Source organism: Kribbella sp. NPDC026611 (assembly GCF_040638345.1).
GTDB lineage: Bacteria > Actinomycetota > Actinomycetes > Propionibacteriales > Kribbellaceae > Kribbella.
Window position 1 is genome coordinate 101,651 of sequence record NZ_JBEZYC010000006.1, and the last position, 21,965, is coordinate 123,615.

General features: G+C 68.6%; 24 protein-coding genes and 1 pseudogene. 14 read left to right on the forward strand and 11 right to left on the reverse strand.

The annotated features are described in order from the left end of the window. The first annotated feature begins 40 nt into the window (after positions 1–40). Positions 41–1,099 (forward strand): YbdK family carboxylate-amine ligase, encoded by a 1,059-nt coding sequence (locus AB0E69_RS24730; protein ID WP_360150415.1) that lies wholly within the window; start codon positions 41–43, stop codon positions 1,097–1,099. 11 nt (positions 1,100–1,110) lie between these two features. Here the strand turns inward: AB0E69_RS24730 and AB0E69_RS24735 are convergent, their stop codons facing one another. Beyond that, a complete protein-coding gene (locus tag AB0E69_RS24735; protein ID WP_360150417.1) occupies positions 1,111–1,311 on the reverse strand; it encodes a CDGSH iron-sulfur domain-containing protein in 201 nt (66 codons plus the stop codon). Between the two features lie 52 nt (positions 1,312–1,363). Between AB0E69_RS24735 and AB0E69_RS24740 the strand changes: the two genes are divergently transcribed. The 3 genes from AB0E69_RS24740 (at position 1,364) to AB0E69_RS24750 (ending at position 3,657) form a co-directional block, all read left to right on the forward strand. Then, positions 1,364–2,335 carry an iron-containing redox enzyme family protein gene (locus tag AB0E69_RS24740; RefSeq protein WP_360150420.1) on the forward strand — a complete coding sequence of 324 codons (972 nt, stop codon included), beginning with the start codon at positions 1,364–1,366 and terminating at the stop codon, positions 2,333–2,335. Between the two features lie 49 nt (positions 2,336–2,384). Then, positions 2,385–2,864: a hypothetical protein gene (locus AB0E69_RS24745; protein ID WP_360150423.1), complete on the forward strand. Its 480-nt coding sequence runs from the start codon at positions 2,385–2,387 to the stop codon at positions 2,862–2,864. Positions 2,865–2,961: 97 nt separating this feature from the next. Next, positions 2,962–3,657, forward strand: a complete 696-nt coding sequence (locus AB0E69_RS24750; protein ID WP_360151642.1) for a GAF and ANTAR domain-containing protein — start codon at positions 2,962–2,964, stop codon at positions 3,655–3,657. A 4-nt stretch (positions 3,658–3,661) separates the two neighbouring features. On the opposite strand, the pseudogene AB0E69_RS24755 reads toward AB0E69_RS24750, so the two are convergent. The 3 genes and pseudogenes from AB0E69_RS24755 to AB0E69_RS24765 all read right to left on the reverse strand — a co-directional run bounded on the left by AB0E69_RS24755 (position 3,662) and on the right by AB0E69_RS24765 (position 4,759). Further along, positions 3,662–3,913 (reverse strand): annotated as a pseudogene (locus tag AB0E69_RS24755) (WhiB family transcriptional regulator). After that, on the reverse strand, positions 3,910–4,494 hold the full coding sequence (locus tag AB0E69_RS24760; protein WP_360150426.1) for a hypothetical protein: 585 nt from the start codon (positions 4,492–4,494) through the stop codon (positions 3,910–3,912). Before AB0E69_RS24760 ends, AB0E69_RS24755 begins: the two are co-directional and overlap by 4 nt. Positions 4,495–4,570: 76 nt before the next feature. Continuing rightward, positions 4,571–4,759: a hypothetical protein gene (locus AB0E69_RS24765; RefSeq protein WP_360150429.1), complete on the reverse strand. Its 189-nt coding sequence runs from the start codon at positions 4,757–4,759 to the stop codon at positions 4,571–4,573. Positions 4,760–4,908: 149 nt separating this feature from the next. Here AB0E69_RS24765 and AB0E69_RS24770 point away from each other — a divergent pair, with 149 nt between their 5' ends. Continuing rightward, a complete protein-coding gene (locus AB0E69_RS24770; RefSeq protein ID WP_360150432.1) occupies positions 4,909–5,748 on the forward strand; it encodes an ABC transporter substrate-binding protein in 840 nt (279 codons plus the stop codon). Here the strand turns inward: AB0E69_RS24770 and AB0E69_RS24775 are convergent. From AB0E69_RS24775 to AB0E69_RS24790, 4 genes are all read right to left on the reverse strand, one after another. Next, on the reverse strand, positions 5,745–6,212 hold the full coding sequence (locus AB0E69_RS24775; protein WP_360150435.1) for a hypothetical protein: 468 nt from the start codon (positions 6,210–6,212) through the stop codon (positions 5,745–5,747). The genes AB0E69_RS24770 and AB0E69_RS24775 overlap by 4 nt on opposite strands. 189 nt (positions 6,213–6,401) lie before the next feature. Continuing rightward, on the reverse strand, positions 6,402–7,211 hold the full coding sequence (locus tag AB0E69_RS24780; RefSeq protein WP_360150438.1) for an acetoacetate decarboxylase family protein: 810 nt from the start codon (positions 7,209–7,211) through the stop codon (positions 6,402–6,404). Between the two features lie 178 nt (positions 7,212–7,389). Continuing rightward, positions 7,390–7,956, reverse strand: a complete 567-nt coding sequence (locus tag AB0E69_RS24785) for a GNAT family N-acetyltransferase (RefSeq protein WP_360150441.1) — start codon at positions 7,954–7,956, stop codon at positions 7,390–7,392. A gap of 2 nt (positions 7,957–7,958) precedes the next feature. Further along, positions 7,959–8,621: a TetR/AcrR family transcriptional regulator gene (locus tag AB0E69_RS24790; RefSeq protein ID WP_360150444.1), complete on the reverse strand. Its 663-nt coding sequence runs from the start codon at positions 8,619–8,621 to the stop codon at positions 7,959–7,961. Positions 8,622–8,654: 33 nt separating this feature from the next. Here AB0E69_RS24790 and AB0E69_RS24795 point away from each other — a divergent pair, with 33 nt between their 5' ends. Genes AB0E69_RS24795 through AB0E69_RS24805 form a run of 3 tightly spaced genes read left to right on the forward strand, consistent with a single transcriptional unit; the run spans position 8,655 to position 11,655 of the window. Next, positions 8,655–10,124, forward strand: a complete 1,470-nt coding sequence (locus tag AB0E69_RS24795; RefSeq protein WP_360150447.1) for an NAD(P)/FAD-dependent oxidoreductase — start codon at positions 8,655–8,657, stop codon at positions 10,122–10,124. Positions 10,125–10,180: 56 nt separating this feature from the next. Continuing rightward, the gene (locus AB0E69_RS24800; protein ID WP_360150450.1) at positions 10,181–11,482 is read left to right on the forward strand and encodes a hypothetical protein; all 1,302 of its coding nucleotides are present in this window, start codon (positions 10,181–10,183) and stop codon (positions 11,480–11,482) included. Further along, positions 11,479–11,655: a hypothetical protein gene (locus tag AB0E69_RS24805; RefSeq protein WP_360150453.1), complete on the forward strand. Its 177-nt coding sequence runs from the start codon at positions 11,479–11,481 to the stop codon at positions 11,653–11,655. The genes AB0E69_RS24800 and AB0E69_RS24805 overlap by 4 nt, the downstream gene beginning before the upstream one ends. A 72-nt stretch (positions 11,656–11,727) precedes the next feature. Here AB0E69_RS24805 and AB0E69_RS24810 read toward each other — a convergent pair whose 3' ends face one another. Next, positions 11,728–11,958 carry a hypothetical protein gene (locus AB0E69_RS24810; protein WP_360150456.1) on the reverse strand — a complete coding sequence of 77 codons (231 nt, stop codon included), beginning with the start codon at positions 11,956–11,958 and terminating at the stop codon, positions 11,728–11,730. Between the two features lie 143 nt (positions 11,959–12,101). Then, positions 12,102–12,845: a MerR family transcriptional regulator gene (locus AB0E69_RS24815; protein ID WP_360150458.1), complete on the reverse strand. Its 744-nt coding sequence runs from the start codon at positions 12,843–12,845 to the stop codon at positions 12,102–12,104. Between the two features lie 87 nt (positions 12,846–12,932). Between AB0E69_RS24815 and AB0E69_RS24820 the strand changes: the two genes are divergently transcribed. From AB0E69_RS24820 to AB0E69_RS24845, 6 genes are all read left to right on the forward strand, one after another. Beyond that, the gene (locus tag AB0E69_RS24820) at positions 12,933–14,756 is read left to right on the forward strand and encodes a hypothetical protein (protein ID WP_360150461.1); all 1,824 of its coding nucleotides are present in this window, start codon (positions 12,933–12,935) and stop codon (positions 14,754–14,756) included. Then, the gene (locus AB0E69_RS24825) at positions 14,753–15,736 is read left to right on the forward strand and encodes an alpha/beta hydrolase (RefSeq protein WP_360150464.1); all 984 of its coding nucleotides are present in this window, start codon (positions 14,753–14,755) and stop codon (positions 15,734–15,736) included. The genes AB0E69_RS24820 and AB0E69_RS24825 overlap by 4 nt, the downstream gene beginning before the upstream one ends. A 47-nt stretch (positions 15,737–15,783) precedes the next feature. Further along, a complete protein-coding gene (locus AB0E69_RS24830; RefSeq protein ID WP_360150467.1) occupies positions 15,784–16,932 on the forward strand; it encodes a CoA transferase in 1,149 nt (382 codons plus the stop codon). 156 nt (positions 16,933–17,088) lie between these two features. After that, a complete protein-coding gene (locus tag AB0E69_RS24835; RefSeq protein ID WP_360150470.1) occupies positions 17,089–18,645 on the forward strand; it encodes a sugar ABC transporter ATP-binding protein in 1,557 nt (518 codons plus the stop codon). Beyond that, positions 18,642–19,673 carry an ABC transporter permease gene (locus AB0E69_RS24840; RefSeq protein ID WP_360150473.1) on the forward strand — a complete coding sequence of 344 codons (1,032 nt, stop codon included), beginning with the start codon at positions 18,642–18,644 and terminating at the stop codon, positions 19,671–19,673. The genes AB0E69_RS24835 and AB0E69_RS24840 overlap by 4 nt, the downstream gene beginning before the upstream one ends. 13 nt (positions 19,674–19,686) lie before the next feature. Further along, the gene (locus AB0E69_RS24845) at positions 19,687–20,694 is read left to right on the forward strand and encodes a substrate-binding domain-containing protein (protein WP_360150476.1); all 1,008 of its coding nucleotides are present in this window, start codon (positions 19,687–19,689) and stop codon (positions 20,692–20,694) included. 44 nt (positions 20,695–20,738) lie between these two features. On the opposite strand, the gene AB0E69_RS24850 is transcribed toward AB0E69_RS24845, so the two are convergent. Continuing rightward, positions 20,739–21,731 carry a LacI family DNA-binding transcriptional regulator gene (locus AB0E69_RS24850; protein WP_360150479.1) on the reverse strand — a complete coding sequence of 331 codons (993 nt, stop codon included), beginning with the start codon at positions 21,729–21,731 and terminating at the stop codon, positions 20,739–20,741. Between the last annotated feature and the right edge of the window lie 234 nt (positions 21,732–21,965).

Here is a 21,965-nt window from a genome sequence, read left to right on the forward strand (position 1 = left end):
CAGGGTTTGTGGGCGTCGCCGGCGGGTACCGAGGCGCGCTGTGTCGACGCTCGATGCCGCCCAGCTGCGGTCGCTCTTCTCCAGCACCACCGACGGAACCGTCGGGCTCGAGGAGGAGTTGCTCGTGGTACGCCGAGATTCCTGGCTGCCCGCCGACGCCGCCGGGGTGATCGCTGCCGCGGGCGATCCCCGGATCAAGCAGGAGCTCCCGGCCTGCCAGCTCGAGATCGCCACCGGCGTACACCACAACCCCGCGGACGCCGTCGACGAGTTGCGAGGATGCCGGAAGCTGATTGCCGCGACGTGCGATCCGGACCTGGCAGTCATCGCGGCGGCCGTACATCCCCTTGTCGACGGGCCGATCGCACTCGCCCGCACGGACCGCGCCGCCGCGCTCGCCGACCGCTACCGCGCGATCGTCACCCGGCAGCTCGTTTCGTCGGTGCAGGTCCACCTGGCCTTCGGCGACGCGGATCGCACGCTTGGCGTCTACCACGCTCTGCGCGAGCTTCTTCCCGAGTTGGCGGCCTTGGCCGGAGCCGCTCCGTTCGCGGCCGGGCGCGATACCGGCCTGTGTTCGGTACGTCCGGTGATCGCGTCCGAACTGCCGCGCCAGGGGATACCGCCAATCATCTCCTCCTGGGAAGAGCTCGCCGACGACCTTACCTGGGCAGTCCGCGGCGGTGCGATCGACGACGCGTCCGAGTGGTGGTGGGAGCTCCGGCCACACCTCCGACTCGGCACGCTCGAGCTGCGGGTCCTCGACGTACAACCGACGGTCGACCGAACGAGCGCGCTCGTCAACTTCGTCTACGCACTCGGCAGGCGGTTGGCCGATCGATGGGACCAGGGCGAACGGTTGCCGCCGGCACCGACCTGGCGGATCACCGAGAACCGCTGGTCCGCACTCCGCGACGGTGTCCACGGACAACTCCGGGATCTCCGGACCGGCGAGCTTCGCAGTACCCGTGATCGCCTGCACGACCTGATCGATGCCACCGCGCCCTATTCGTACCTGGACGATCCACTCGTCGACCATCTCCGTGCTCTCGGCCCGCGACGTGTCGTCCCCTGGCTGGCCGAGGTGTTCGCCGCCTGAGGCAGGTCACGCTATTCACGCGAGGTACGCCGACGGATTGTGTGCGTGCCGTCGCAGAACGGTGGGATCGCAGTACGGCCGCAACGGCAGAGGGCAATCGTCTGGCGCGGAACCGGCACCGGGTTGCCGTCCTCGTCGAGGAGCTCGAAGTCGCCGCGGACCAGAATCGGGCCGTCGGGATACGTGCGGAGCTCGGTGGATTCCTTCGCCATGACGCGGCGGTACCCACTCGAGGCGTGAGTACTCCACGGGTACTGAAGAATCATGCAGCTACCACCACCCCGCGGTCCGCTCAGCGCCTGGCTGAACGACCGCCTCGCGGGATCCAGCACCCGCGTACCGACGATCACGACGAGCGAAACCCCGTTCGCCGACGAGGATCTCCAGGCCGCGCTCTGGGTCGCCAACGAACTGCAGTACCGCGGGTTCGACGGCGTACGGCCCGAGCGCCAGTGGGACACCGACATCATTGCCTTCCGCACCGATCTCGAAGCACCCTGGGTCGCGTGGCTCGAGGCCAACTGCCGGACCGAGCCGACCGCCGAGCCGGTCGCGGACCAGTTGCGCGCGCTGATCGACGCCGACGACGGGCCGCGGCTGTCGGCGTACCTGCGTCGGCATGCCTCGGTCGAGCAGTTCCGCGAGTTCGTCCTGAACCGCTCGGTCTACCAGCTCAAGGAGGCCGATCCGCACAGCTTCGGCATCCCGCGGCTGACCGGCGCCGCCAAGGCCGCGCTGGTCGAGATCGAGGCGGACGAGTACGGCGGCGGCCGGCTCGAGCGGATGCACTCCGAGCTGTTCCGTACGACGATGCGCTGGCTCGGCCTCGACGACACCTACGGGTACTACGTTCCGGAGGTCCCGGCCGTCACGCTCGCGATCTCGAACGCGATGTCGCTGTTCGCGATCCACCACCGCTGGACGCCCGCGCTCCTCGGCCACCTGGCCGCGTTCGAGATGACGTCGACGTTGCCCAACCGCAAGTACGCCGCCGGCGCCATGCGGCTGGGCGCTACCGAGGATCAGGCCCGCTACTTCACCGAACACATCGAGGCCGACGCCGTCCACGAACAGATCGCTGCCCACGACCTGTGCGGGACGTACGTCGACCAGCATCCGGAGTCAATCGCCGACGTCCTCTTCGGAGCCTCCTGCGCCCTCACCCTGGACAACCTCTTCGCCAACCATCTCCTCACCACCTGGAACGCCGAACCCTCAGCCCTCCGCACCGGCTGAGCGATCGATCTCGGGTGCGCGGGGTGTACGGCGGATAATCTGGTGTCAGATGAGGATTTTCTGGGTCGGCGGACCGGCGGCAGCGGGCAAGACCACGGTGTGCCGCCTGCTCGCGGAAAAGCACGGACTTCTCTACTACAGCGTGGATTCCCATGCGTTTGCCCACGAGGAGCGCGCCGCCGCGGCCGGGCTTCATGTCCTGGGCACCGGCCCGGGCGACTTCGACCGCCGGCCGATGATCATCGAAGATCTCCGCTCGCTGTCCCCGGACAGACCGGTCGTCGTCGAAGGTGCATTCGTCACACCCGCGATGGCGGGCGAGGACGCGGTCTGGCTGATGCCGTCCAAGTCCGAGCAACTCGCCCGACTGCAAGTGCGGCAGCCGGGCGCAGACCTCAGCGGTCTCGTCTGGGGCTGGGAGCTGATCCGAAGCCAGCTCGAGGGGACAGCCGCCAGAGTCATCGTCGTCGACGGCCAGACTGTCGAGGAGACTCTGCTGGCAGTCGAGCAGGCGTTGGGCCTGAGCTGAGGGTCGGTCTGTCGGCGCGAAAGCGCGGGAGGCCGCGGACAAGGGCGACGTACGAGCGTGCGGCTGGGTTGGTGGGGGGCATGATGGTGGGGTGGCGATGCTTGATCCGGATGTTGCGGCGCGGGCGGAGCTCTTTGCGCGGCTGGCTCTGGAGATGCATGACGCCGGGGGCGTGGAGGAGACCGTCGACGCGGTGGTGCAGTTTGCGCTGCACGCGCTGGACTGTAGCCACGCTGGTGTCGCGCTCTACACCAAGGGCGGGCGGCCCGAACTACCTGCGGTGACCGACCCCGTGCTCGTGGAGATCTACCAGCCCCAGCTCGACGGGCAGGAGGGGCCGATGATGGTCTCGATGCGCGAGTGTGTCGAGGTTCTGGTGCGGGACACGGCCAGCGACAACCGCTGGCCGGAGTGGTCGGAGATGGTGACCGAGCTCGGCGTTCGCAGTGTGTTCGACGTACCGCTCGTCCTCGGCCCGGACTCGGCGACAGTCGGCGTACTCTGCCTCTACAGCAAGATTCCGGACGGCTTCAGCTGGGACGACAAAGCCATCGCGCACATCCTGGCGCGGCATGCGTCGGTCGCTGTGGCGACGGCCCGGCACGAGAAGACGATGGCGGCGGCGGTCGACGCCCGCAAACTCGTCGGTCAGGCGATGGGGATCCTGATGGAGCGGTACGACGTCAACGCCGACCGGGCCTTCGCGATCCTCAAGCGGTACTCGCAGGACACGAACACCAAGCTGCACACGGTTGCCCAGCAGCTAGTCGACACCCGCAAGCTCCCACGCTGAGCGGTCACGCTGTCTCGCGGATCTCTGCCGGGCCGGCTCGTTTGAGGTCGCGGCGTTCGGTCTCGGAGAGGCTGCCCCAGACACCCGCGTCCTGACCGGTCCGCAGGGCCTAGGCCAGGCAGGATTCCGTCACCAGGCAGCGGTGGCAGATCTGTTTGGCGACTTCGGTTTGTCGGAGGGCCGGCCCGGTGGTTCCGATCGGGAAGAAGAGGTCGGGGTCCTCGTCCCGGCAGGCGGCTCGGAGTTGCCCGCTCATGGTTGCTGGCGCCCGGTCCAGCGTGGCGAGACCTGCCGCCATTCGGTCGCCCAGGCATCGAGCCGATGGCGGTCCAGCCGACGGCGAGCCAGCCGGAAGAGCGCCCACAGCATTGGCCAGGCGAGCATCGGAAGCGTGAGCGCGGTGACGGCACCGAGCGCCGCGGAGTCGGCCGGGTTCCGCGGCGGCTGGACCCTCGCGCCGGTGCGATCGAGCCAGATCGTGAGGTCGCTTCCCTTGGCGGTGCCGAACGGTACGTCGTCCTCGCCGAGACGCGTCGCGCCCGAACTGTCCACCCAGCTGATGCCGACCCTGGCAGTGGCCTGTCCCAAGGCGGCCTCCTCCAGGGTGTGCGCCTTGGCCGGATGAACCTCGGCCCGATAGCGCGCGGCCGACTGCTCGGCGCGTTCGCGGATCGTCGTACCCAGAGCGGCCGCCGCAGGGATGGCCAGCAGACCGAGCACCAGCACGCCGAGGAGCAGGACCGCCTCGATCCGGTCCGCCGTACGACGCAGCGGGTTGCGGCCGAGCCCCAGACGCCGTACCTGCATCAGCACGGGGCGATGACGGACGCCGCTCATCGTGCCTCCTCTATCTACCCTTCTGCAATCGGGGTGAGGACCGAGGCGACTACCTCCACGGTCGCTTGCGGTTGTTTCACAGCTCGCCTCCTAGGGCGTTGGCGAGGCCGTCGCGGGTGAGGCCGAGGTCGATCAGCCGCTCCATGTCCGCGTCGTTGTCGGGGTCGAACTGATCGGGAAGCCGGTCCGCGATCGACGCGGCGAGATCCGGCCCGTACGCGCGACGAATGATGCCCAAAGCCTCGGCCTTCGTAAGTGCAGCCATGATCGCCCTTCCTCGTGATTGTTGATCCATACCTAAGACCAGGCAGCACCCCTCCGTGTGACACGTGTGCGGCGACCGAGCGGTCGGAGGTTTCCGTTACGGGTAGGTTGGTGATGATTACGCTCGGTGGCTGGGCGAGAGGGGATGGGATGGGTGAGGGTTGGGCGTTCACGGACGATCGGGCGGCGGAGGTTCGGAGTACTCGGCGGCCGGGGCGGGTGGTGGCTTATGCGCAGGCGGCGCGGACGCTGGTTGAGCTTGGGGTGCCGGTGGTCGGGTACTTCGGCTCCCAGCACAACGCGGACAGTGGGAACGCCGCTTCTGAGCTGGACGCGCCGCTGGTCGGCGCCGGGGACAGTGTCGACCTCGACCTGGTGAAGAGCCTGCGCCCAGACCTGGTGGTGACTGTCACCTACGGCGGCGAGGTCTACGGCGTCTCCGCGGCGGTCGCGTCCGACCTGGAGTCGATCGCTCCGGTGCTGGCCATTGGCATCGCCGGCGACCGGACGCTCGCGTCCGTCATCAACCGCTTCCACGAGCTGGCTGAAGCTCTGGGCGGCGACGCCGACGACCCCGAGACACCGTTGACCACGGCAACTGAAGCCCTGGCCGACGCCGTACGCCGCAACCCTCGACAGGTGACGGCCCTGTCCGGTGGCACGGCCACGGACGCCTATGTCGCAAACCCGAAGTACTGGCCCAGCCTCCACCTACTGGCCGACGCCGGCGTCACCTTCACGCCGACCACTACCTCCGGCGGCTGGGAGGTAGTGAAATGGCCCGACCTCCCCACCGCCCATCCAGCAGACCTCGCCCTCTACGACCAACGCCCCAACTCGATGGGCCCCGACCAGCTGGCAACCATCCCGTCCTGGCCCGAGGTCCCGGCCGTGCGCACCGGCAACGTCGTCCCGTGGAACCCGGAGCCAACCCTCACCTTCAGGGCCGCGGCAACCTTCGTGAATACGGTCAGCGAGCACCACCGCTAACTCAGGCTGAGTAAGGTGCAGCAGAGCAGCACGATCAACGCGAAGTACAGCATGGCGGTCCCTGGTTTGACCGCCTCACGGAGGACCGCACCGACGACTCGGGTCGGCCCGGGCGATGCCGCGCTACCGGCCAGTCCAGGCACGGCGAGGTTCGTACGATCGGCGAGCGCGTCGGCGATCGGTGCATCGCGGAGGGCCTGCTCAAGGTTCATCGATCGCTTGACCAGGCGACGCTGGATCGACTTCCGGTGCGCATCAATCCCCAGGAAGGCGAGTGAGGAGAACACACCAAGCAACACCGGGGACCGCGAATGCGTCGTGAACGCCAGACCGGCGGTCGCCAAGCCAACGGTGACCGCCCATCCCTTGACCTGAAAGAGGATGGCGTCGTAGTTCCGGATCGCCTGTTGCAGCTCGACAAGCTCCAGCTTGACCAGCTCGAAGCGCGCCGACACCTCGTCCATCGCCCACCCCCATCTGCCGTCCGCTAGACCGCACGAACCTAGCTGATGTCGACGGAGGTTGCCGCCAGGACGGCGTGGTGGAGCAGCCGAGTGCCGGGGGATGCCCGGCACTCGGCTATGGGCGGTAGGGGTGCCCCCACCCCCTTGAACCGCCCGGACCACCGGGCCGATCAGACTGGAGGTCGCTGATCAACTGGTGGCGTCTGGGCCGGTGAGGATCTTCAGGTCGCGGACCGAGTACGACAACGTGCCGCGGAAGCCGATGCCGGTGCGGGTGACCTTGAGGTCGGCGAGCTCCTCGTGAGGAGCCGGCAGGAACGTCAGACTGCTGGTGCCGCCCCACGTGTTGGCGACCATCGGGTTCTCCAGGATCGACTGGGTCAACTCGTGGACGGCCGGGTTGTTGAAGTTGCCCGCGGTCAGCCGGGGGAAGTGGCGGAGGTTGACGATCGGCCGGCCGAGCGCCGGGATGGTGCCGATCGGCTTGTCCAACGTCACCCGCGCCTCGGCGAGCCGCCGCCCGGCCGACGACAGTCCGCCGGCGAAGGTGCCGCCCGGCCCGATTGCCGGCGCGGCGTTGCTGGCGACCGAGAACGCCCGCGTCTGCTTGATCGTCCCGAACTTCTTCGGAAACCCTTGGAACCACCCACGAGCGAGCGCCGCGTCGTTGTCGACATAGATAAAGGGGCACCAGGCAACCGGTGCGCCCTTGTACTGCGCGTCGAGCAGCACCAGGAACTCGGAGTACAGGCTCCGGTCCGGGTCGAGGTACTCCTGGTTGTCGCCCGAGACCTGCCAGTCGATGAACAGCGCATACCCATGCCCCGCCGACACCGGATCCGGCGTCAACCCCACCGGCAACGCCGCCTTCGCCGCGTCGGCAGTAGTCCAGAACTCCGCCCCGATCAGGTCACCCGCGTAGTGCCACGGCGGCGCGTCCACCAACCCCGCCGTACCCCTGGCACTCAACGGCAAGCTGTACCCCTTCAACTCACCCACCGGCAGCTCACTACCCGCCGCAAACGCAGGCGACCCAAGAGACGCCGCCACCGCAGCCGTAACACCCCCACCAATCAACCTACGCCGCCCAACCGCCCCAGTCCGTCCAGCATCTCCGATCGTCATACCCCAAACGCTACGAACCCCCGATACACGTTCAATCTCCACCGCGTCTATGTCACCAGAGCTTGTCGATGGTCCCTGGATGCAAGGGGATGCGGGCTTTGTGAAAGGTGGGCTCGGCTTGCTGGGCCTTGGGCGTGAAGAAGGCGGCGAGAGTGACTTTGTCGAAGCCGGGTAGGTCACTGGGGAAGGGGTCGGCAGGGGTACCGCCGATCAGGACCGTGCCGCGGAGGGGTTGCCAGCCCGCGCTCTCGTAGAAGATCCGCAGCGGGCGGTCGCAGGTGAAGATACCTAGGTCGAGGCCCTGCTCGAGCATGGTGGAGCGAGCGGCGAGGATTAACTGGCGGCCATGACCGCGGCCCCGGCGGTCCGCCCGGGTGACGACAGTGCTGAGTCCACCTGCCAGGAAGCTGGTCCCGGCATGGTCGAGTTGCTTCTGCAGTATGTCGAGGGCCGCTACCACGACGTCGCCGTCTACGAGCAGCATCGAGAGCGGCTTGAGGGCTGGGTCGTGGACGACGTCGGGCGCAGTCCCCGTAGGCCAAGCGCTCTCCTGCAGGTCTCGGACCTGAGCTCGCAACCCATCCGGCACCTCTGCCTCGGCGAACGAAACGATCTGCATGGCTAAGGGTTGGTGCTCAGGGTGTGGAGGCCTTGCCAGAGGAGGTTTTGGAGGGTTTGGGCTACTTTTTCGGGGGTGGGGGGATGGGGGGTGCGGGTGCGCCAGATGGCTAGGCGTTCGGTGGCGCCGGAGATTGATTGGGCGACGATTTGTACTTCGTCGTCGTCGGCCGGGCGGCCGGCGGGGAGGTTCCTGCGGACCATGGTGGCAATGAGGTCGATGAAGGCGGCTCGGACTTCTTCGGTGGCTTCGGCGCCGGCGTTGAGCATGCCTTCGTCGATGAGGACCGACCAGGCTTGCGGGTGGTCGTCGAGGAACTGGAACCAGGCGACGAAGCCGGCGTAGAGGGCGTCTTCGGCGTCGGTCGCGGCCATGACTGCGTCGGCGACGGTGTCGAGGAGTTGGGTGCGGAGGCGTCCTAGTACCGCGAGGAACAGGCCGTCTTTCGAGCCGTAGTACTGGTAGATCAGCGGCTTCGAGACCCCGACCTGGGCGGCGACGTCGTCCATCGACGTGCCGTGGTACCCGCGCTCGCCGAAGATCCGCTCCGCCGCCTCGAGCATCTCCCGCTCCCGAGCGGCCCGGTCGCGGCGGCGCTTCGGCGGCACCTGCTCCGCGCCGCGCGCAGGGTTCGGCCGGCCGGCGGTCGGCGTGGTCGAGGTCACTTGCACACTCTAACTGACTCCGAGTAACTTACTATGAGTAAGTTCAGCCAACAGCAGGAGGCCTGGATGAAGATCGTGGTGATCGGCACGGGGTTTGCCGGGATCGGGATGGCGGTCCGGCTCAAGCAGGCCGGGTACGACGACTTCGTCGTGCTCGAGCGCGCCGCCGACGTCGGCGGGACCTGGCGCGACAACACCTACCCGGGCTGCCGCTGCGACGTACCCTCGCACCTCTACTCGTTCTCGTTCGCGCCCAACCCGGACTGGTCGTCGACCTTCTCCCCGCAGCCCGAGATCGAGGACTACCTCCGCAAGGTCACCGACCTGTACGGCGTTCGCCCGCACATCCGCTTCAACCACGCCGTCGAGTCCGCGCACTGGGAGGACGGTCGCTGGCGGATCGCGACCAGCCAAGGCGAGTTCACCGCCGACATCCTGCTGTCCGGCATGGGCCCGCTCGCGGAGCCGTCGTACCCCGAGCTGCCCGGCATCGAGGACTTCGAGGGCGACGTCTTCCACTCGGCCCGCTGGGACCACGACCTCGATCTCGCCGGCCGCAAGGTCGCGGTGATCGGCACCGGCGCGTCCGCGATCCAGTTCGTGCCCGCGATCCAGCCCGAGGTCGAGGAGCTCCACCTCTTCCAGCGGACGCCGCCGTGGGTGATGCCGCGCCCGGACCGCAAGATCACCCCGCTCGAGAAGTCGATCTATCGCAGGTTCCCGCTGGCACAGAAGGCCGTCCGGGCCGGCATCTACTGGGCGCGCGAGTCGATGGTGCTCGGTTTCGCCAAGCTGCCCGCGATCATGCGGCAGGCGCAGAAGGTCGCCGAGAAGCACCTCGCGCACCAGATCCGCGACCCCAAGCTGCGCGCCGAACTCACCCCCGACTTCACCCTCGGTTGCAAGCGCGTGCTGATCTCCGACGACTACTACCCGGCCGTCGCGCAGCCCAACGTCGACGTCGTCACCGACGGAATCGCCGAGGTCACCCGGACCGGCATCGTCACCACCGAGGGCGTGAAGCACGAGGTCGACACGATCATCTACGGCACCGGCTTCAAGGTCACCGACCTGCCGGTGATGGACCTGGTCCACGGCCGCGACGGCGTCTCCCTCCGCGACGCCTGGTCCGACGGCATGGAGGCCCACCTCGGTACGGCGGTCGCCGGCTTCCCCAACTTCTTCATGCTGATCGGCCCGAACACCGGTCTCGGCCACAGCTCGATGGTCTTCATGATCGAGTCCCAGATCGCCTACATCCTGGACGCGCTGCGAACCATGGACCGCAAGGGCCTCCAGCAGGTCGAGGTACGGCGGGAGGTCCAGCGCGCGTTCGTCGACGGCGTCCGGGCGTCGATGCGGAATACGGTCTGGACCCGCGGCGGCTGCTCCAGCTGGTACCTCGATGCGCAGGGCCGCAACACCACGCTCTGGCCGTCGTTCACGTTCCGGTTCCGGCGGCTCACCAGGCGGTTCAAGGTCGCCGAGTACCTGGCTATGTGACATCGACAGTGTTACATTCGATCGGTCAGATAGTACGTCGCTGATCGGAGGACCGCGTGCTGCCGTTGCACGGGATCGGTGGTCGCGGCGATCTGCCGGTACCGCTCTGGCTGGCGATCTACTCCGCCGCCGCGGCGGTCGCGGTCTCGTTCTTCGCGCTCGCGGCGTTCTGGTCGCGGCCACGGTTCGAGACGGCCGGTGGGCACCCACTCGCCGGCTTGACGCGGATCGTCGACGCCCGCGCGACCCGGTGGCTGCTGAAGGCGGGCGGGATCGCCGCGCTCGCGTTGGTGCTCGGCGCGGCGTGGTTCGGGAGCGACGAGCCGTCCCGCAACCCTGCGCCGACCTGGCTGTACGTATGGATCTGGGTCGGGATCATTCCGCTGTCACTGCTCTGCGGCCCGATCTGGCGGCTCGCCAATCCGCTGCGGACGATCGCGGGGCTGGTACGGCGTACGTCGTACCGCAAGTTGCCGGAGCGGTTCGCGTACTGGCCCGCGGTGGGTGGGCTGCTCGTCTTCCTATGGCTCGAACTGGTCTACCCAGATGCTTCCGAGCCTCGGATCGTCGCGCTCTTCGTCACCAGCTACGCGGTGGTGAACGTTGCCGCTGGCATCGTCTTTGGCCCGGCGTGGTTCAGCGCAGGCGACAGCTTCGAGGTGTACGCCGAAGTCCTCGCCCGGCTGAGCCCGATCGGCCGGGGGACCAACCGTCTGGAGCTACGCAACCCGCTCGCCGGCCTGGCCGCAATGCCGCAGCATCGCGGGATCGTCGGGCTGCTCTGTTTGTTGCTCGGGTCAACGGCCTTCGACGGGATCTCGCGCTGGTCGGCGTGGACTTCGTGGGCCGGTGAGCTCAGCCGTCCGCAGCATCTCGTTGTCTACAGCATCGGTCTCTTCGTCGCCGTCGCGATCGTCACCTGTCTGTTCTTGTTGGCCGCCCAAACGACCGGCTCGGCGGAGGTTCGGCCGGGTGCTGTCGGCGCGGCCGGCCTGCCGGGAGCGTTCGTGCACTCGCTGGTACCGATCGCGATCGGGTACGCCGTCGCGCACTACTTCTCGTTCGCGATGTTCCAGGGGCAGGAGGGCGTGCTGCTCGCGACCGATCCGTTCGGGCGTGGCTGGGATCTGCTCGGGACGGGGACGACGCGGATCGACTACGCGTTCCTGAGCACGAGCTTCATCGCGGGGGTCCAGATCGGCGCGATCGTGCTCGGACACGTACTCGGGGTGGTGTCCGCGCACGATCGCGCTGCTGAGCTCTTCCGGCGCCGGCAGCTGCGGCGGGCGCAGTACCCGATGCTGGCGGCAATGGTCGCCTTCACCGCGGGCGGGATCGCGCTGGTGACGGCGTCATGATCGCGCTGCATCTGGGCGGGATCCCCGAGACGGCGATGGTGCTCGGGCCGGTCCTGCTGATCATTGCGTTCCTTCGTGTTGCCCGGCGCAACGAAGCGAACCTGCCGGACGACGACGACTGGGACGCCGAGGTCGGCGACCTGCCCGACGACCGGACCAACCGACACACCTGAGGGTGCAGACAAAACGAGGCCCGGCGAACCCCCTGCGGTTCTCCGGGCCTCGCCCCGTTGTTCCCCGTTGGCTCAGGCGGCGAGCACCGCTTCGTAGTACCCGCTGACGCGGACCGGGCGGGCGTCGGACACGAGTCGCGCAAGCTCTGCACATCCAGCGGCCAGAGCGGCCTCCAGCGACGGCCACTGGTCGACACACCAGTACGGGTCGTCCGGTTGGCGGTCGTTGTCGTCGTCGATGTCGGCACACCAACCACCGGTGTGGATGTGGTGCACGTGCAGCCTCAGCTTCTGCGTCTTCATGGTCGGCGGTCCCCTCGCTCCTGGTACCAACTACGTTCGCGCGCCAGGGGTGGTTCACGCATGCGGAGAATTACCTAAACAAGCCCGAGTAAATCCGCCGAACCCTCAGGGTCTGCTCAGGGCCGCCGCCCGGGGTAGGCGGTTCAGCCGGTGGAAGGCAGGGTCTTCGGGTCGAGGCCCAGTTCCTCGTACGCCGCGACCTCGATCTCGCGGGCCATGGAATCGCGGAAGGCGGCGACCAGGGCCTGGCCGGCGAGGGGGATGATGCCTTCGAGGGTGCGCTGGATCTCGGGCCAGCCCTCGGGCGGCATGCCGGCGTTGGTGAAGTCTCGCCAGACGGTGGAGCGGAAGAGCTCGACATAGATCTTCGCGACCGCGTCGGCCTGGGCGAAGAGCTTGGGGAGCATCTCGAAGATCGCGTCGAGCGGGACGCCGAGCCTGATGACGTCCAGGCCGGTGCGGAGCAGGTCGGTGTTGGCGATCCGCAGCCGGCCGTCGTCGAGACGTTCGGCGATGCCGAGCTCGACCAGCCGCGCGATCACCGCCGGGTCGTGCGGTACGCCGGCCCGCTCGGACAGCTGCAGCTCGTCCAGCTCCTCGGGCTCGGACGGCGTCCACGGGTTCACGAGCGTCTCGAACACGCCGAGCGCGAGTGCACCATCGGGCAGTTCGCCCAGCATCCGCTCGACCGCGGCCAGCGTGTAGCCCTTGTCGAGCAGCTCGCGGACGAGCGTGAGCCGGGCCACGTGGTCGTGGCCGTAGTACCCGGTCCGGCCGACCAGCCGCGGCGGCGGGATCAGGCCGCGCCCGGCGTACGCGCGCACGTTCCGGACCGTCATGCCCACCCTGGCGGCGAGCTGGTCGACGGTGAGCTCCTCGTCCGGCATCTGTTCCACCCTTGACAGTCTTCCAGACTCAACGTTACATAGTTGATGTAACATCAAGCATGGCGCATGCCACGAAGGAGACGCCGGATGACGATCCCGCTCGCGACCACCGGTACGGCGACGTTCGACCAGATCGCGATCGTGACCGGCGTCGTCACGCTGATGTACCTCGCACTCGCCGTGCTCCTGTGGCGGGAGCGGACCGGGCACGCCACGCTGGTAGGAAGGTTCGCGGACACCATCGGGAGACTGGACGGAGTCCCCCGATGGGCCGCGCTCACGCCGTACCTGCACGCGGTCTCGCTGCTCGCCTGCGCGTTCGGGGTCTGGTGGGACATCGCGGTGCACATCGACCGCGGCCGCGACACCGGCCCGTTCGGTACGCCGGCGCACTACCCGATCTTCTTCGGCATCCTCGGCGTGATCATCTCCGGCGTCCTGCCGATCGCGCTGGCCGGCAAGCCGCTGCCCGCGCGGACGATCAAGCTCACCAAGGGCTGGCGGATCCCGTGCAGCGCCGCGCTGGTGACGGTCTGCGGGACGTTCGCACTCGTTGGCTTCCCCCTCGATGACGTCTGGCACCGGCTGTTCGGTGAGGACGTCACGCTGTGGGGCCCGACCCACCTGCTGATGATCGGCGGGGTGGTGTTCTCGATCTTCGCCCGGCTGCTCGCGCTCGCCGAGGTGGAGCAGCTCGTCGGCCTGAACAAACGCCGCATCTTCCAGGAGATCGTGTCGGTCGGCGCGCTGCTGATCGCGTGGGACCTGTTCAGTACCGAGTTCAACTACGGCGTACCGCAGTTCCCGTTGATCTTGCAGCCGATCCTGATCGTGTTCGGCGCGGCGATGGGGTTCACGATCCTGCGTGCGCGGCGCGGTCCCGGTACGGCGTTCGGCGCGCTCGCGGTCTACCTGATCATCCGCGGCGGCATCGCCTGGGCCGTCGACCAGCCGCTGGGCCAGATCCTCGGGCACTTCCCGCTGCTGATCGTGGAGGCGATCCTGGTCGAGGTGGTGGCATTTGCCTTGGGCAACAAGAATCGCTTCCGTCTCGGCGCGGTCGCGGGCGCGCTGATCGGGACCGTCGGCCTGGTCGCGGAGTACGCGTGGAGCCAGGTCTGGATGCCGATCGCCTGGCCGGCGTCGATGCTGCCGTCCGCCGTCGGGTACGGCGTGGTCGTCGGAATCGGAGCCGGTCTCGTCGGCGCCTGGCTCGCGACCCGGTACGCCGAGGTCGCCGGCGAGGAGCGCGCCACCGGGATCCGGCACGTGCGGGCGCTCGCGGTCCGCCGTACCCATCAACTCGGCGCCGCCGGCCTGGTCGCCGTGCTCGCGGTGCTGTTCTACTGCGTGCCGCGGTCGGCGGAGCCGGGCGTGTCGGGGACCGTGTCGTTGGAGCGGGTGGCCACGGGGGCCGAGCCGACGGCGTACGTCACGGTCTCGCTGGCGCCGGGCGACGCGGCCGTCGGTGCGCGATGGTTCGAGGCGCTGGCCTGGCAGGGTGGCGGGCTGGTGTACCACCCGATGGTGAAGGTTGCTGATGGCACCTACCGGTCGGCGGAACCGCTGCCGATGTACGGGAAGTGGAAGTCGATGATCCGGCTGCACCGTGGACAGCGGGACCTGGTGGCGGCCTGGGTGTACGCGCCGGAGGACCTGGCGATCGAGAAGCCCGCGGTGCAGGTGTCGGACGGGCAGAAGGTCGATTTCATCAACGAGCAGCAGGTGCTGCGGCGCGAGGAGCGGACCGACGTGCCACGATGGATGTGGAACGCCGGCTACGCCCTCCTCGCGGTGGTCGGCGGGCTCGAGATCTTCGGCATTGCCTGGCTGGTCGGGCGTGGCGCCCGCGGCGGCAGACTGCGCGCGGCCCACCTGGCCGCCGGTGATCGAGAGCGGGAGAGCGCGTGACTGTCCAGGCGGAACGGGAGAGTGAGTTGGAGCGGTCCGGTGTGGTGATGTCGGACGGTGTGCGGCTGAACGTCGAGGTCGCTGGTCCCGCCGACGCGCCGGTGACGGTGTTGCTCGTCCATGGTTGGACCTGCTCGACCCGGGCCTGGCACAACCAGGTCGAGGACCTACCGCGGATCCTCGGGCCCGATGCCGTCCGTGTGGTGTCGTACGACCACCGCGGACACGGCCGTTCGGACGCGGCTCCGGCCGGCTCGACGCAGATCTCCCGCCTGGCCGAGGACCTGGTCACCATCCTCGACGAGGTCGTCGGCGCCGGCCCGGTCGTGTACGCCGGCCACTCCATGGGCGGCATGACACTGATGTCCCTCGCCGACACCCATCCCGACCTCTTCGCCCCCACATCGACCCCGGGCGGGCCGCGGATCTGTGCGGCTGCGCTGATCAGCACGTCGTGCGGCCGGATCTCGGAAGGCGCGTTCGGCATCCCGAAGCGGTTCAGCCCGGCGGCCGCGGCGGCTGCGCCCCGCCTGATGAATCTCGTCGGCGCCCGCGTCGACCGCCAGCTGGACAAGCTGCACAGCGCTCGATCCCAGGCCGCCATGCCAAATCGTCTGGTATGGGCTCGGCGAGCGGGGCTACGGCAGGTGGTCTTCGGGCGGAAGGCCGATCCGGCCGAGGTCGAGCTGTTCCTGGCGGATCTGGCGGTCGTCCCGGGGGCGTCGTACGGCGGGTTCTTGGAGGCGATCCTGCAGCACGATCTCGGGCACGCGCTGAAGGTGCTGGATCAGATCCCGGTCGAGATCATGCACGGGACCCGCGACCGGCTGCTCCCGCCGCGGCACGCGAACCGGATCGCGGCCGAGCTCCCGAGCGCCAGGGTCTGGATGTATCCCGGCGCCGGCCACATGCTCATGCAGGAGCGCCCGCGCGACGTGACCCACCGCCTCGCCTCCCTCGCCCGCAAAGTCACCGCCTGAGAGGCGTATCACGGACAGGTTGGACCAATGCGCCTACTGTGGCGGAGGTGCAGAACCTTCTGTCCGACCTTGTGGTCGTGGACCTCACCCGGGCGCTGGCGGGGCCGCATGCGGCGATGATGCTCGGGGATCTCGGGGCGCGGGTGATCAAGGTCGAGACCCCGCAGGGCGGCGACGACAGCCGCGGCTGGGGACCGCCGTTCGTCGAGGGCGAGTCAACGTACTACCTCTCTGCCAACCGCAACAAGGAGTCGGTGACGGCTGACCTCAAGTCGGCCGAGGGCAAAGAGTTCCTGACCAAGCTGGTTCGGAAGGCCGACGTACTGCTGGAGAACTTTCGCCCGGGTGTGCTCGACCGGCTCGGGTTCTCGACCGAGCGGCTGCACGAGCTCAACCCGGGGCTCGTGATCCTGTCGATCACCGGGTTCGGGCACGACGGACCGGACGGCGGCCGCGCCGGGTACGACCAGATCGCGCAGGGCGAAGGCGGTCTGATGAGCATCACCGGCGAGACCGAGCCGACGAAGGTCGGCGTACCGATCGCGGACCTGCTCGCCGGGATGTACGGCGCGTACGGCGCCCTGGCCGCGCTGCACGAGCGGTCGATCACCGGCAAGGGCCGCGTCGTACGAACCAGCCTGCTCGCGTCCGTGATCGGCGTCCACGCGTTCCACGGCACGAAATGGACCGTCGCGCACGAGCTGCCCGAACGCGTGGGAAACCACCACGCGCAGATCGCGCCGTACGGTCTCTACCGCACGCAGGACGACATCGTGCAGGTCGCGGTCGGGAGCGAGAGCCTGTGGCGCGCCTTCGCGCCGATCGTCGGGCTCAACCCCGACGACGAACGCTTCGCCCGCAACTCCGAGCGTGTCGCGCACCGCGACGAACTGACCGCCGCGATCGAGACCGCGTTCGCGGCCGAAGGGGCCGACGTATGGCTGCAACGCCTTGCGGACAAGGGCATCCCGGCCGGCAAGGTCCGCGACTTCCAGCAGGTCTACGAGTGGGACCAGACCCTCTCCCAGGGCCTGCTCGTCGACGTCGACCACCCGACGCTCGGGCGTATCCAGCTCCCCGGCCCGCCGCTCCGCTTCGACGACAACAAGTACGCCGGCGCCCGCGAGACCAACCTGCCGCCACCCCGCCTCGGCGAGCACAACGAGTCTGTCCGCGCCTGGCTCGAGAACGAGTAGACCTTTCCACCCAGATCGAACAGGTGCCGCTCGGGCACCTGCGCCGACAAAGCTAAGTCACGGTTTCGGCGTGCGGCACCGGTGAGGGGTTGACGCGCCGGGAGGACGCGGTCTAGCGTCCGGGAAATCGATTACTCACCGGATCGCGGAGGTGTCATGGCCGAGGCTGCCGTCCTGGTCCGGATGAGCGGGATCGGGAAGCGGTACGGCGGCGTACAGGCGTGCCGGGATGTCGGCTTCACCCTCGGCGCGGGCGAGGTGCACGCGCTGCTCGGCGAGAACGGGGCCGGCAAGAGCACGCTGATGAAGATCTTGTCCGGCGACGTCACGGAGTACGACGGGACCATCGAGATCGACGGCCGCGCGCTGCGGTTCGGCGGTCCGACCGACGCGCAGGCGGCCGGGATCGCGATGATTCACCAGGAGCTCGACCTGGTCCCGGGCCTCTCCGTCGTCGACAACATCTTCCTCGGCCGCGAGCTGCGGACGAAGCTGCGCACCGTCGACCGCAGGACGATGGAGCGCGAGGCGAAGGCTCTGCTGGCGCGCAGCGGCGTCACCCTCGACCCGCGCCGCCCGGTCGGTGAGCTGCGTGTCGGCGAACAGCAGCTGGTCACGATCGCGAAGGCGATCGCGCTGGACGCCAAGGTACTGATCATGGACGAGCCGACGTCCGCACTCACCACGTCCGAGGTCGAGCGGCTCTTCGACGTGATCCGCGAGCTCCGCCGCAACGGCGTGGGCATCGTCTACATCTCGCACCGGATGGAGGAGATCGCCCAGGTCGCCGACCGCGCGACTGTCCTCCGCAACGGCGAGATCGTCACCAGCTTCGACCCGCGCACGCTCAGTACTGCGGAAGTTGTCGAGGCGATGGTGGGTCGCCCGGTGCAGACCATGTTCACCACCCCGGACTCCGACACCGGCGACGAGTTGCTCCGCGTCGAGAACCTTGCCCTCAAGGCCCGCCGCCCGCGCCCCGGCCGCCGCGACCCGGACGGCATCTCGCTGACCGTCCGCTCCGGCGAGATCGTCGGTCTCGCCGGCCTGCTCGGCGCCGGCCGGACCGAGCTGCTCGAGACGCTGTACGGCGTCGCGCCCGCAGGCATCCGGACCGGCCGGATCCTCCTGCAGGGCAAGGAGATTCATCCGTCTCGCCCTCGGCAGGCGCTTGCCCACGGCATCGGTTTCGTCCCGGAGGATCGCCGTACGTCCGGGCTGGTGCTGTTCCACTCGATCCTCGCCAACACAGTCGTCTCGAGCCTGCCGTCGTACGGGCGGCTCGGCGTGATCGCGCGCCGGATGGAACGCGCCGCGTCGGCCAAGATGGCCGATCGGCTGCGGCTCAAGTTCGGCCGGTTGCAGGACGACGTGGGCACGCTGTCCGGCGGGAACCAGCAGAAGGTCGTGTTCGGCCGGATGCTGTTGACCGAGCCCAAGCTGCTGCTGCTCGACGAGCCGACCCGCGGTGTCGACGTCGGCGCGAAGGCCGAGATCTACCGGCTGCTCGGCGAGCTGGCCGGCCAGGGTCTCGGCGTACTGCTCGCGTCGTCCGAGCTGCCGGAGTTGGTCGGTGTCTGCGACCGCGTCGTCGTACTGCGTGACGGGCGCGACGTCGCGTCGTTCAGCACGGCGGACTCCGGCGAAGGGGATCTGCTGGCGGCGGCGATGGGACAAGGTGCTGTGTTCGACGAGGTCGGAGGGGTGCAGTGACCGACGTGCAGGACAAGACGTCCGTGGCAACTCCAGTGCAGCAGTCCGCTGGTGGGGTGGTCGCGACGCTGTTCCGGTTCCAGAGTGTGTTCGGGCTGCTCGCGGTCTTCATTGCCGCGATCATCTTCTCGCCGCGGAAGAACGGCGAGATCCTGTTCGTCAGCGCGGACAACCTGGCGAACGTGGTCCGCGCGATGTCGGAGATCGGCATCATCGCGGTCGGGATGACGTTCGTGATCCTGATCGGCGGGATCGATCTGTCCGTCGGCGCGGTGCTCGGGCTGGCCGCGGTCGGCTCGGCCGTGCTGATGGTCGAGAACGACTGGGGGTTCCTGCCGTCGGTCGTGCTCGTGCTCGCGATCGGCCTGGTCTTCGGCGCGCTGCAGGGGATGGCGACGGCGATGATCGGGATCCAGTCGTTCATCATCACGCTCGCGGGTCTGCAGATAGCCCGCGGGCTGGCCCGGATCTGGTCCGGCGGGCAGGGCATCGCGATCGCGTACGGCGACGGTCCGAACGAGGCGCCGGATTCGTTCGCGCTGCTCGGCGAGCGGACCTTCGGCGGGCTCGTGCCGATCCCGGTGATCATCTTCGCCGTGGTCGCGGCTGCGGCCGTGGTGTTCCTGCGAGTGAGTGCCTTCGCGCGGCATCTGTACGCCGTCGGCGGTAACGAGAAGGCGGCGCGGCTGTCCGGCGTACCCGTGGTGCGGGTGAAGATCGCGGTGTTTGCGATCTGCGGGCTGCTCGCGTCGCTGGCCGGCATCGTGCACGCCGTACAGCTCAACCAGGGCAGCCCGAACGACGGGATCGGGTACGAGCTGGACGCGATTGCCGCGGTGGTGATCGGCGGCACCAGCCTGGCCGGTGGCCGCGGGTCGGTCGCCGGGACGGTGGCGGGTGCGCTGCTGCTCGGCGTACTGAACAACATCCTTGCCCTGAACAACATCGACTCCAACATCCAGCTCCTGATCAAGGGACTGGTGATCGTTGCCGCCGCCGCGCTGCAGCGACTCCGCCCCGCCTCCTGAGGAAAGGTCTGTTATGCGTTCTCTGAAAATGTCACTCGCCGCCGGGGCGGTCGCCGCCGTGCTGCTGGCCGGGTGTGGGACCACCAACGAACGGACGGCCGACAAGCCGGCCGCCGGGTCCTCGAAGTCCTGTAAGGGGGCCGACGGCAAATACACGATCGGGATGAGCCAGGCGAACGTGGCCGAGCCGTACCGGCAGCGGATGGACGACGACATCAAGGCGGCGGCCAAGGACGTGCCGCAGTTCGACGTGAAGTTCGCGGACGCGGCGCAGGACAACGCCAAGCAGGTCGCGGACGTCGAGAACTACATCACCCAGCAGATCGACCTGCTGATCATCAGCCCGAACGAGGCCAAGCCGCTGACCGCGGTGGTGAAGAAGGCATACGACAAGGGCATCCCGGTGATCGTGCTGGACAGGAAGGTCGAGGGTGACGCCTACACCGGATTCATTGGTGGCGACAACGTCCAGATCGGCCGCGAGGCGGGGAAGTACATCGCGGAGAAGCTGCTGCCGAACGGCGGGAACGTCGTCGAGCTGAAGGGGCTGGCCGGGGCGACGCCGCAGGCCGAGCGGCACGAAGGGTTCGTCGAGGGGATCAAGGGGAACCCGAAGGTGAAGGTGATCGCGGCCGCGAGCGGTGACTGGCTGCGCGAGAAGGGCCAGGCGCAGATGGACGCGCTGCTGAAGGCGAACCCGAAGATCGATGTGGTGTTCTCGCACAACGACCCGATGGCGGAGGGCGCGTACCTGGCCGCGAAGGCGGTCGGTCGCGAGAAGGAGATGAAGTTCACCGGCATCGACGCGCTGCCGATCCCGTCCGGCGGCATCAAGGCGGTCGAGCAGGGCCGGCTCTCGGCGACCTTCACCTACCCGACGAACGGCAAGGAAGCCATCGCCGCCGCCAGGAAGATCCTGATCGACTGCGGCAGCATCCCCAAGACCCAAACCCTCCCCACCCGCCTCATCGACTCCACCAACGCAGCCAAGATCTACGCCGAAGAAAACCCCACCAGCTGACGGTGCCGGGGGGCGAGTGCCCGGCCACTCGCCCCGCCCGCCGGTCAGCGGTGGGTGCTGGCGCGTTTTATTAGGCGGGCGCCGAGGGTGGTGGCGGTGGGTGGGCGGTTGCTGTCGGCGATTCTGGCCAGGAGTAGGCGTGCTGCGACGGTGCCGATCTCGTAGGCTGGTTGTGCCACGACTGTGAGGGGCGGGTCGACGAGCTCCGCCCATGGTGCGTCGTCGAAGGCGACCAGACCCAGCTGGCTGCCGGGGCGGATGCCCCGCTCCTGCAGGGCCTGTAGTACGCCCACTGCCATCGCGCTGTTCGCCACGAGCAGCGCGTCCGGCGGTTCCGGCTGGGAGATGAGGTCGAGGGCGGCCCGCCGCGCACCGGCTGCTTTGTACTCGGTACGGCGGACGAGTTTCGGCGTACTGCGGTGGTGCGCGGACTTGAGCGCGCTGCGATAGCCGGCCAACCGGTCGTCGGCAGTGCGGACGCCGCTCGGCCCGGTGATGCAGCCGATCCGTTCGTAGCCTTGGGCAATCAAGTGCGTGGTCGCCTCGCGGGCGGCCAGGCGGGTGTCGACGAGGACGACGTCGCTGTCCTGGCCGGGCAGCGGGCGGTCGACCGCGACGTACGCCGTACCACGCGACGCCAGCTTCGCGACCGACGTCGCCGGACCGCTGGGCGAGAGGATGACACCCGCGACCCGCTCCTGGATCGCGATGTCGATGTATCGGTTCTCCTTCTCCGCGCTCTCGTCGGAGTTGCAGAGGACGACGGAGTACCCGACCTCGTGCGCCACATCCTCGACCCCGCGGGCGATCGCGGTGAAGAACGGGTTCTCGACGTCGGAGATGATCAGCGCGACCACGGCGGCTTCCTGCCGGCGCAGGTTCCGCGCTGGGCCGTTGGGCTGGTACCCGAGCTCGCTCGCGGCCGCCCGCACCCGGACCACCAGATCGGGGTCGACCGTCGGCTTGCCGTTCAGCGCGCGGGAGACCGTCGCGGTCGAAACCCCCGCCCGCGCCGCGACGTCGCTGATCGTCGGCATCTGTCAATCTCCCTCCGCTGAGGGAACAGTAACTGGTCGGGTAATGGATTACCCAGAGGTCCGTCATGCACCGAAGAACACACCTGGAGGATTTGCGCCTACTGCGCGGCGCTCGGCGGGCACAGCGCGGCGTTGGAGGACGGGGCACGGAGAACCCCACTCCGAGCCCCGTCCTCCAACTTGCGCTGCACTCCGCCGAGCACCTGCTCGCTACGGCGCAAATCCTCCAGGTGT

What these genes read in the sequence shown, in the direction of transcription:
- AB0E69_RS24735 (WP_360150417.1), bottom strand. Translation starts at nt 1,311, where the DNA reads ATGGCGAAGGAATCCACCGAGCTCCGCACGTATCCCGACGGCCCGATT.
- AB0E69_RS24740 (WP_360150420.1), top strand. Translation starts at nt 1,364, where the DNA reads ATGCAGCTACCACCACCCCGCGGTCCGCTCAGCGCCTGGCTGAACGAC.
- AB0E69_RS24745 (WP_360150423.1), top strand. Translation starts at nt 2,385, where the DNA reads ATGAGGATTTTCTGGGTCGGCGGACCGGCGGCAGCGGGCAAGACCACG.
- AB0E69_RS24750 (WP_360151642.1), top strand. Translation starts at nt 2,962, where the DNA reads ATGCTTGATCCGGATGTTGCGGCGCGGGCGGAGCTCTTTGCGCGGCTG.
- AB0E69_RS24760 (WP_360150426.1), bottom strand. Translation starts at nt 4,494, where the DNA reads ATGAGCGGCGTCCGTCATCGCCCCGTGCTGATGCAGGTACGGCGTCTG.
- AB0E69_RS24765 (WP_360150429.1), bottom strand. Translation starts at nt 4,759, where the DNA reads ATGGCTGCACTTACGAAGGCCGAGGCTTTGGGCATCATTCGTCGCGCG.
- AB0E69_RS24770 (WP_360150432.1), top strand. Translation starts at nt 4,909, where the DNA reads ATGGGTGAGGGTTGGGCGTTCACGGACGATCGGGCGGCGGAGGTTCGG.
- AB0E69_RS24775 (WP_360150435.1), bottom strand. Translation starts at nt 6,212, where the DNA reads ATGGACGAGGTGTCGGCGCGCTTCGAGCTGGTCAAGCTGGAGCTTGTC.
- AB0E69_RS24785 (WP_360150441.1), bottom strand. Translation starts at nt 7,956, where the DNA reads ATGCAGATCGTTTCGTTCGCCGAGGCAGAGGTGCCGGATGGGTTGCGA.
- AB0E69_RS24795 (WP_360150447.1), top strand. Translation starts at nt 8,655, where the DNA reads ATGAGTAAGTTCAGCCAACAGCAGGAGGCCTGGATGAAGATCGTGGTG.
- AB0E69_RS24805 (WP_360150453.1), top strand. Translation starts at nt 11,479, where the DNA reads ATGATCGCGCTGCATCTGGGCGGGATCCCCGAGACGGCGATGGTGCTC.
- AB0E69_RS24810 (WP_360150456.1), bottom strand. Translation starts at nt 11,958, where the DNA reads ATGAAGACGCAGAAGCTGAGGCTGCACGTGCACCACATCCACACCGGT.
- AB0E69_RS24815 (WP_360150458.1), bottom strand. Translation starts at nt 12,845, where the DNA reads ATGCCGGACGAGGAGCTCACCGTCGACCAGCTCGCCGCCAGGGTGGGC.
- AB0E69_RS24820 (WP_360150461.1), top strand. Translation starts at nt 12,933, where the DNA reads ATGACGATCCCGCTCGCGACCACCGGTACGGCGACGTTCGACCAGATC.
- AB0E69_RS24835 (WP_360150470.1), top strand. Translation starts at nt 17,089, where the DNA reads ATGGCCGAGGCTGCCGTCCTGGTCCGGATGAGCGGGATCGGGAAGCGG.
- AB0E69_RS24845 (WP_360150476.1), top strand. Translation starts at nt 19,687, where the DNA reads ATGCGTTCTCTGAAAATGTCACTCGCCGCCGGGGCGGTCGCCGCCGTG.
- AB0E69_RS24850 (WP_360150479.1), bottom strand. Translation starts at nt 21,731, where the DNA reads ATGCCGACGATCAGCGACGTCGCGGCGCGGGCGGGGGTTTCGACCGCG.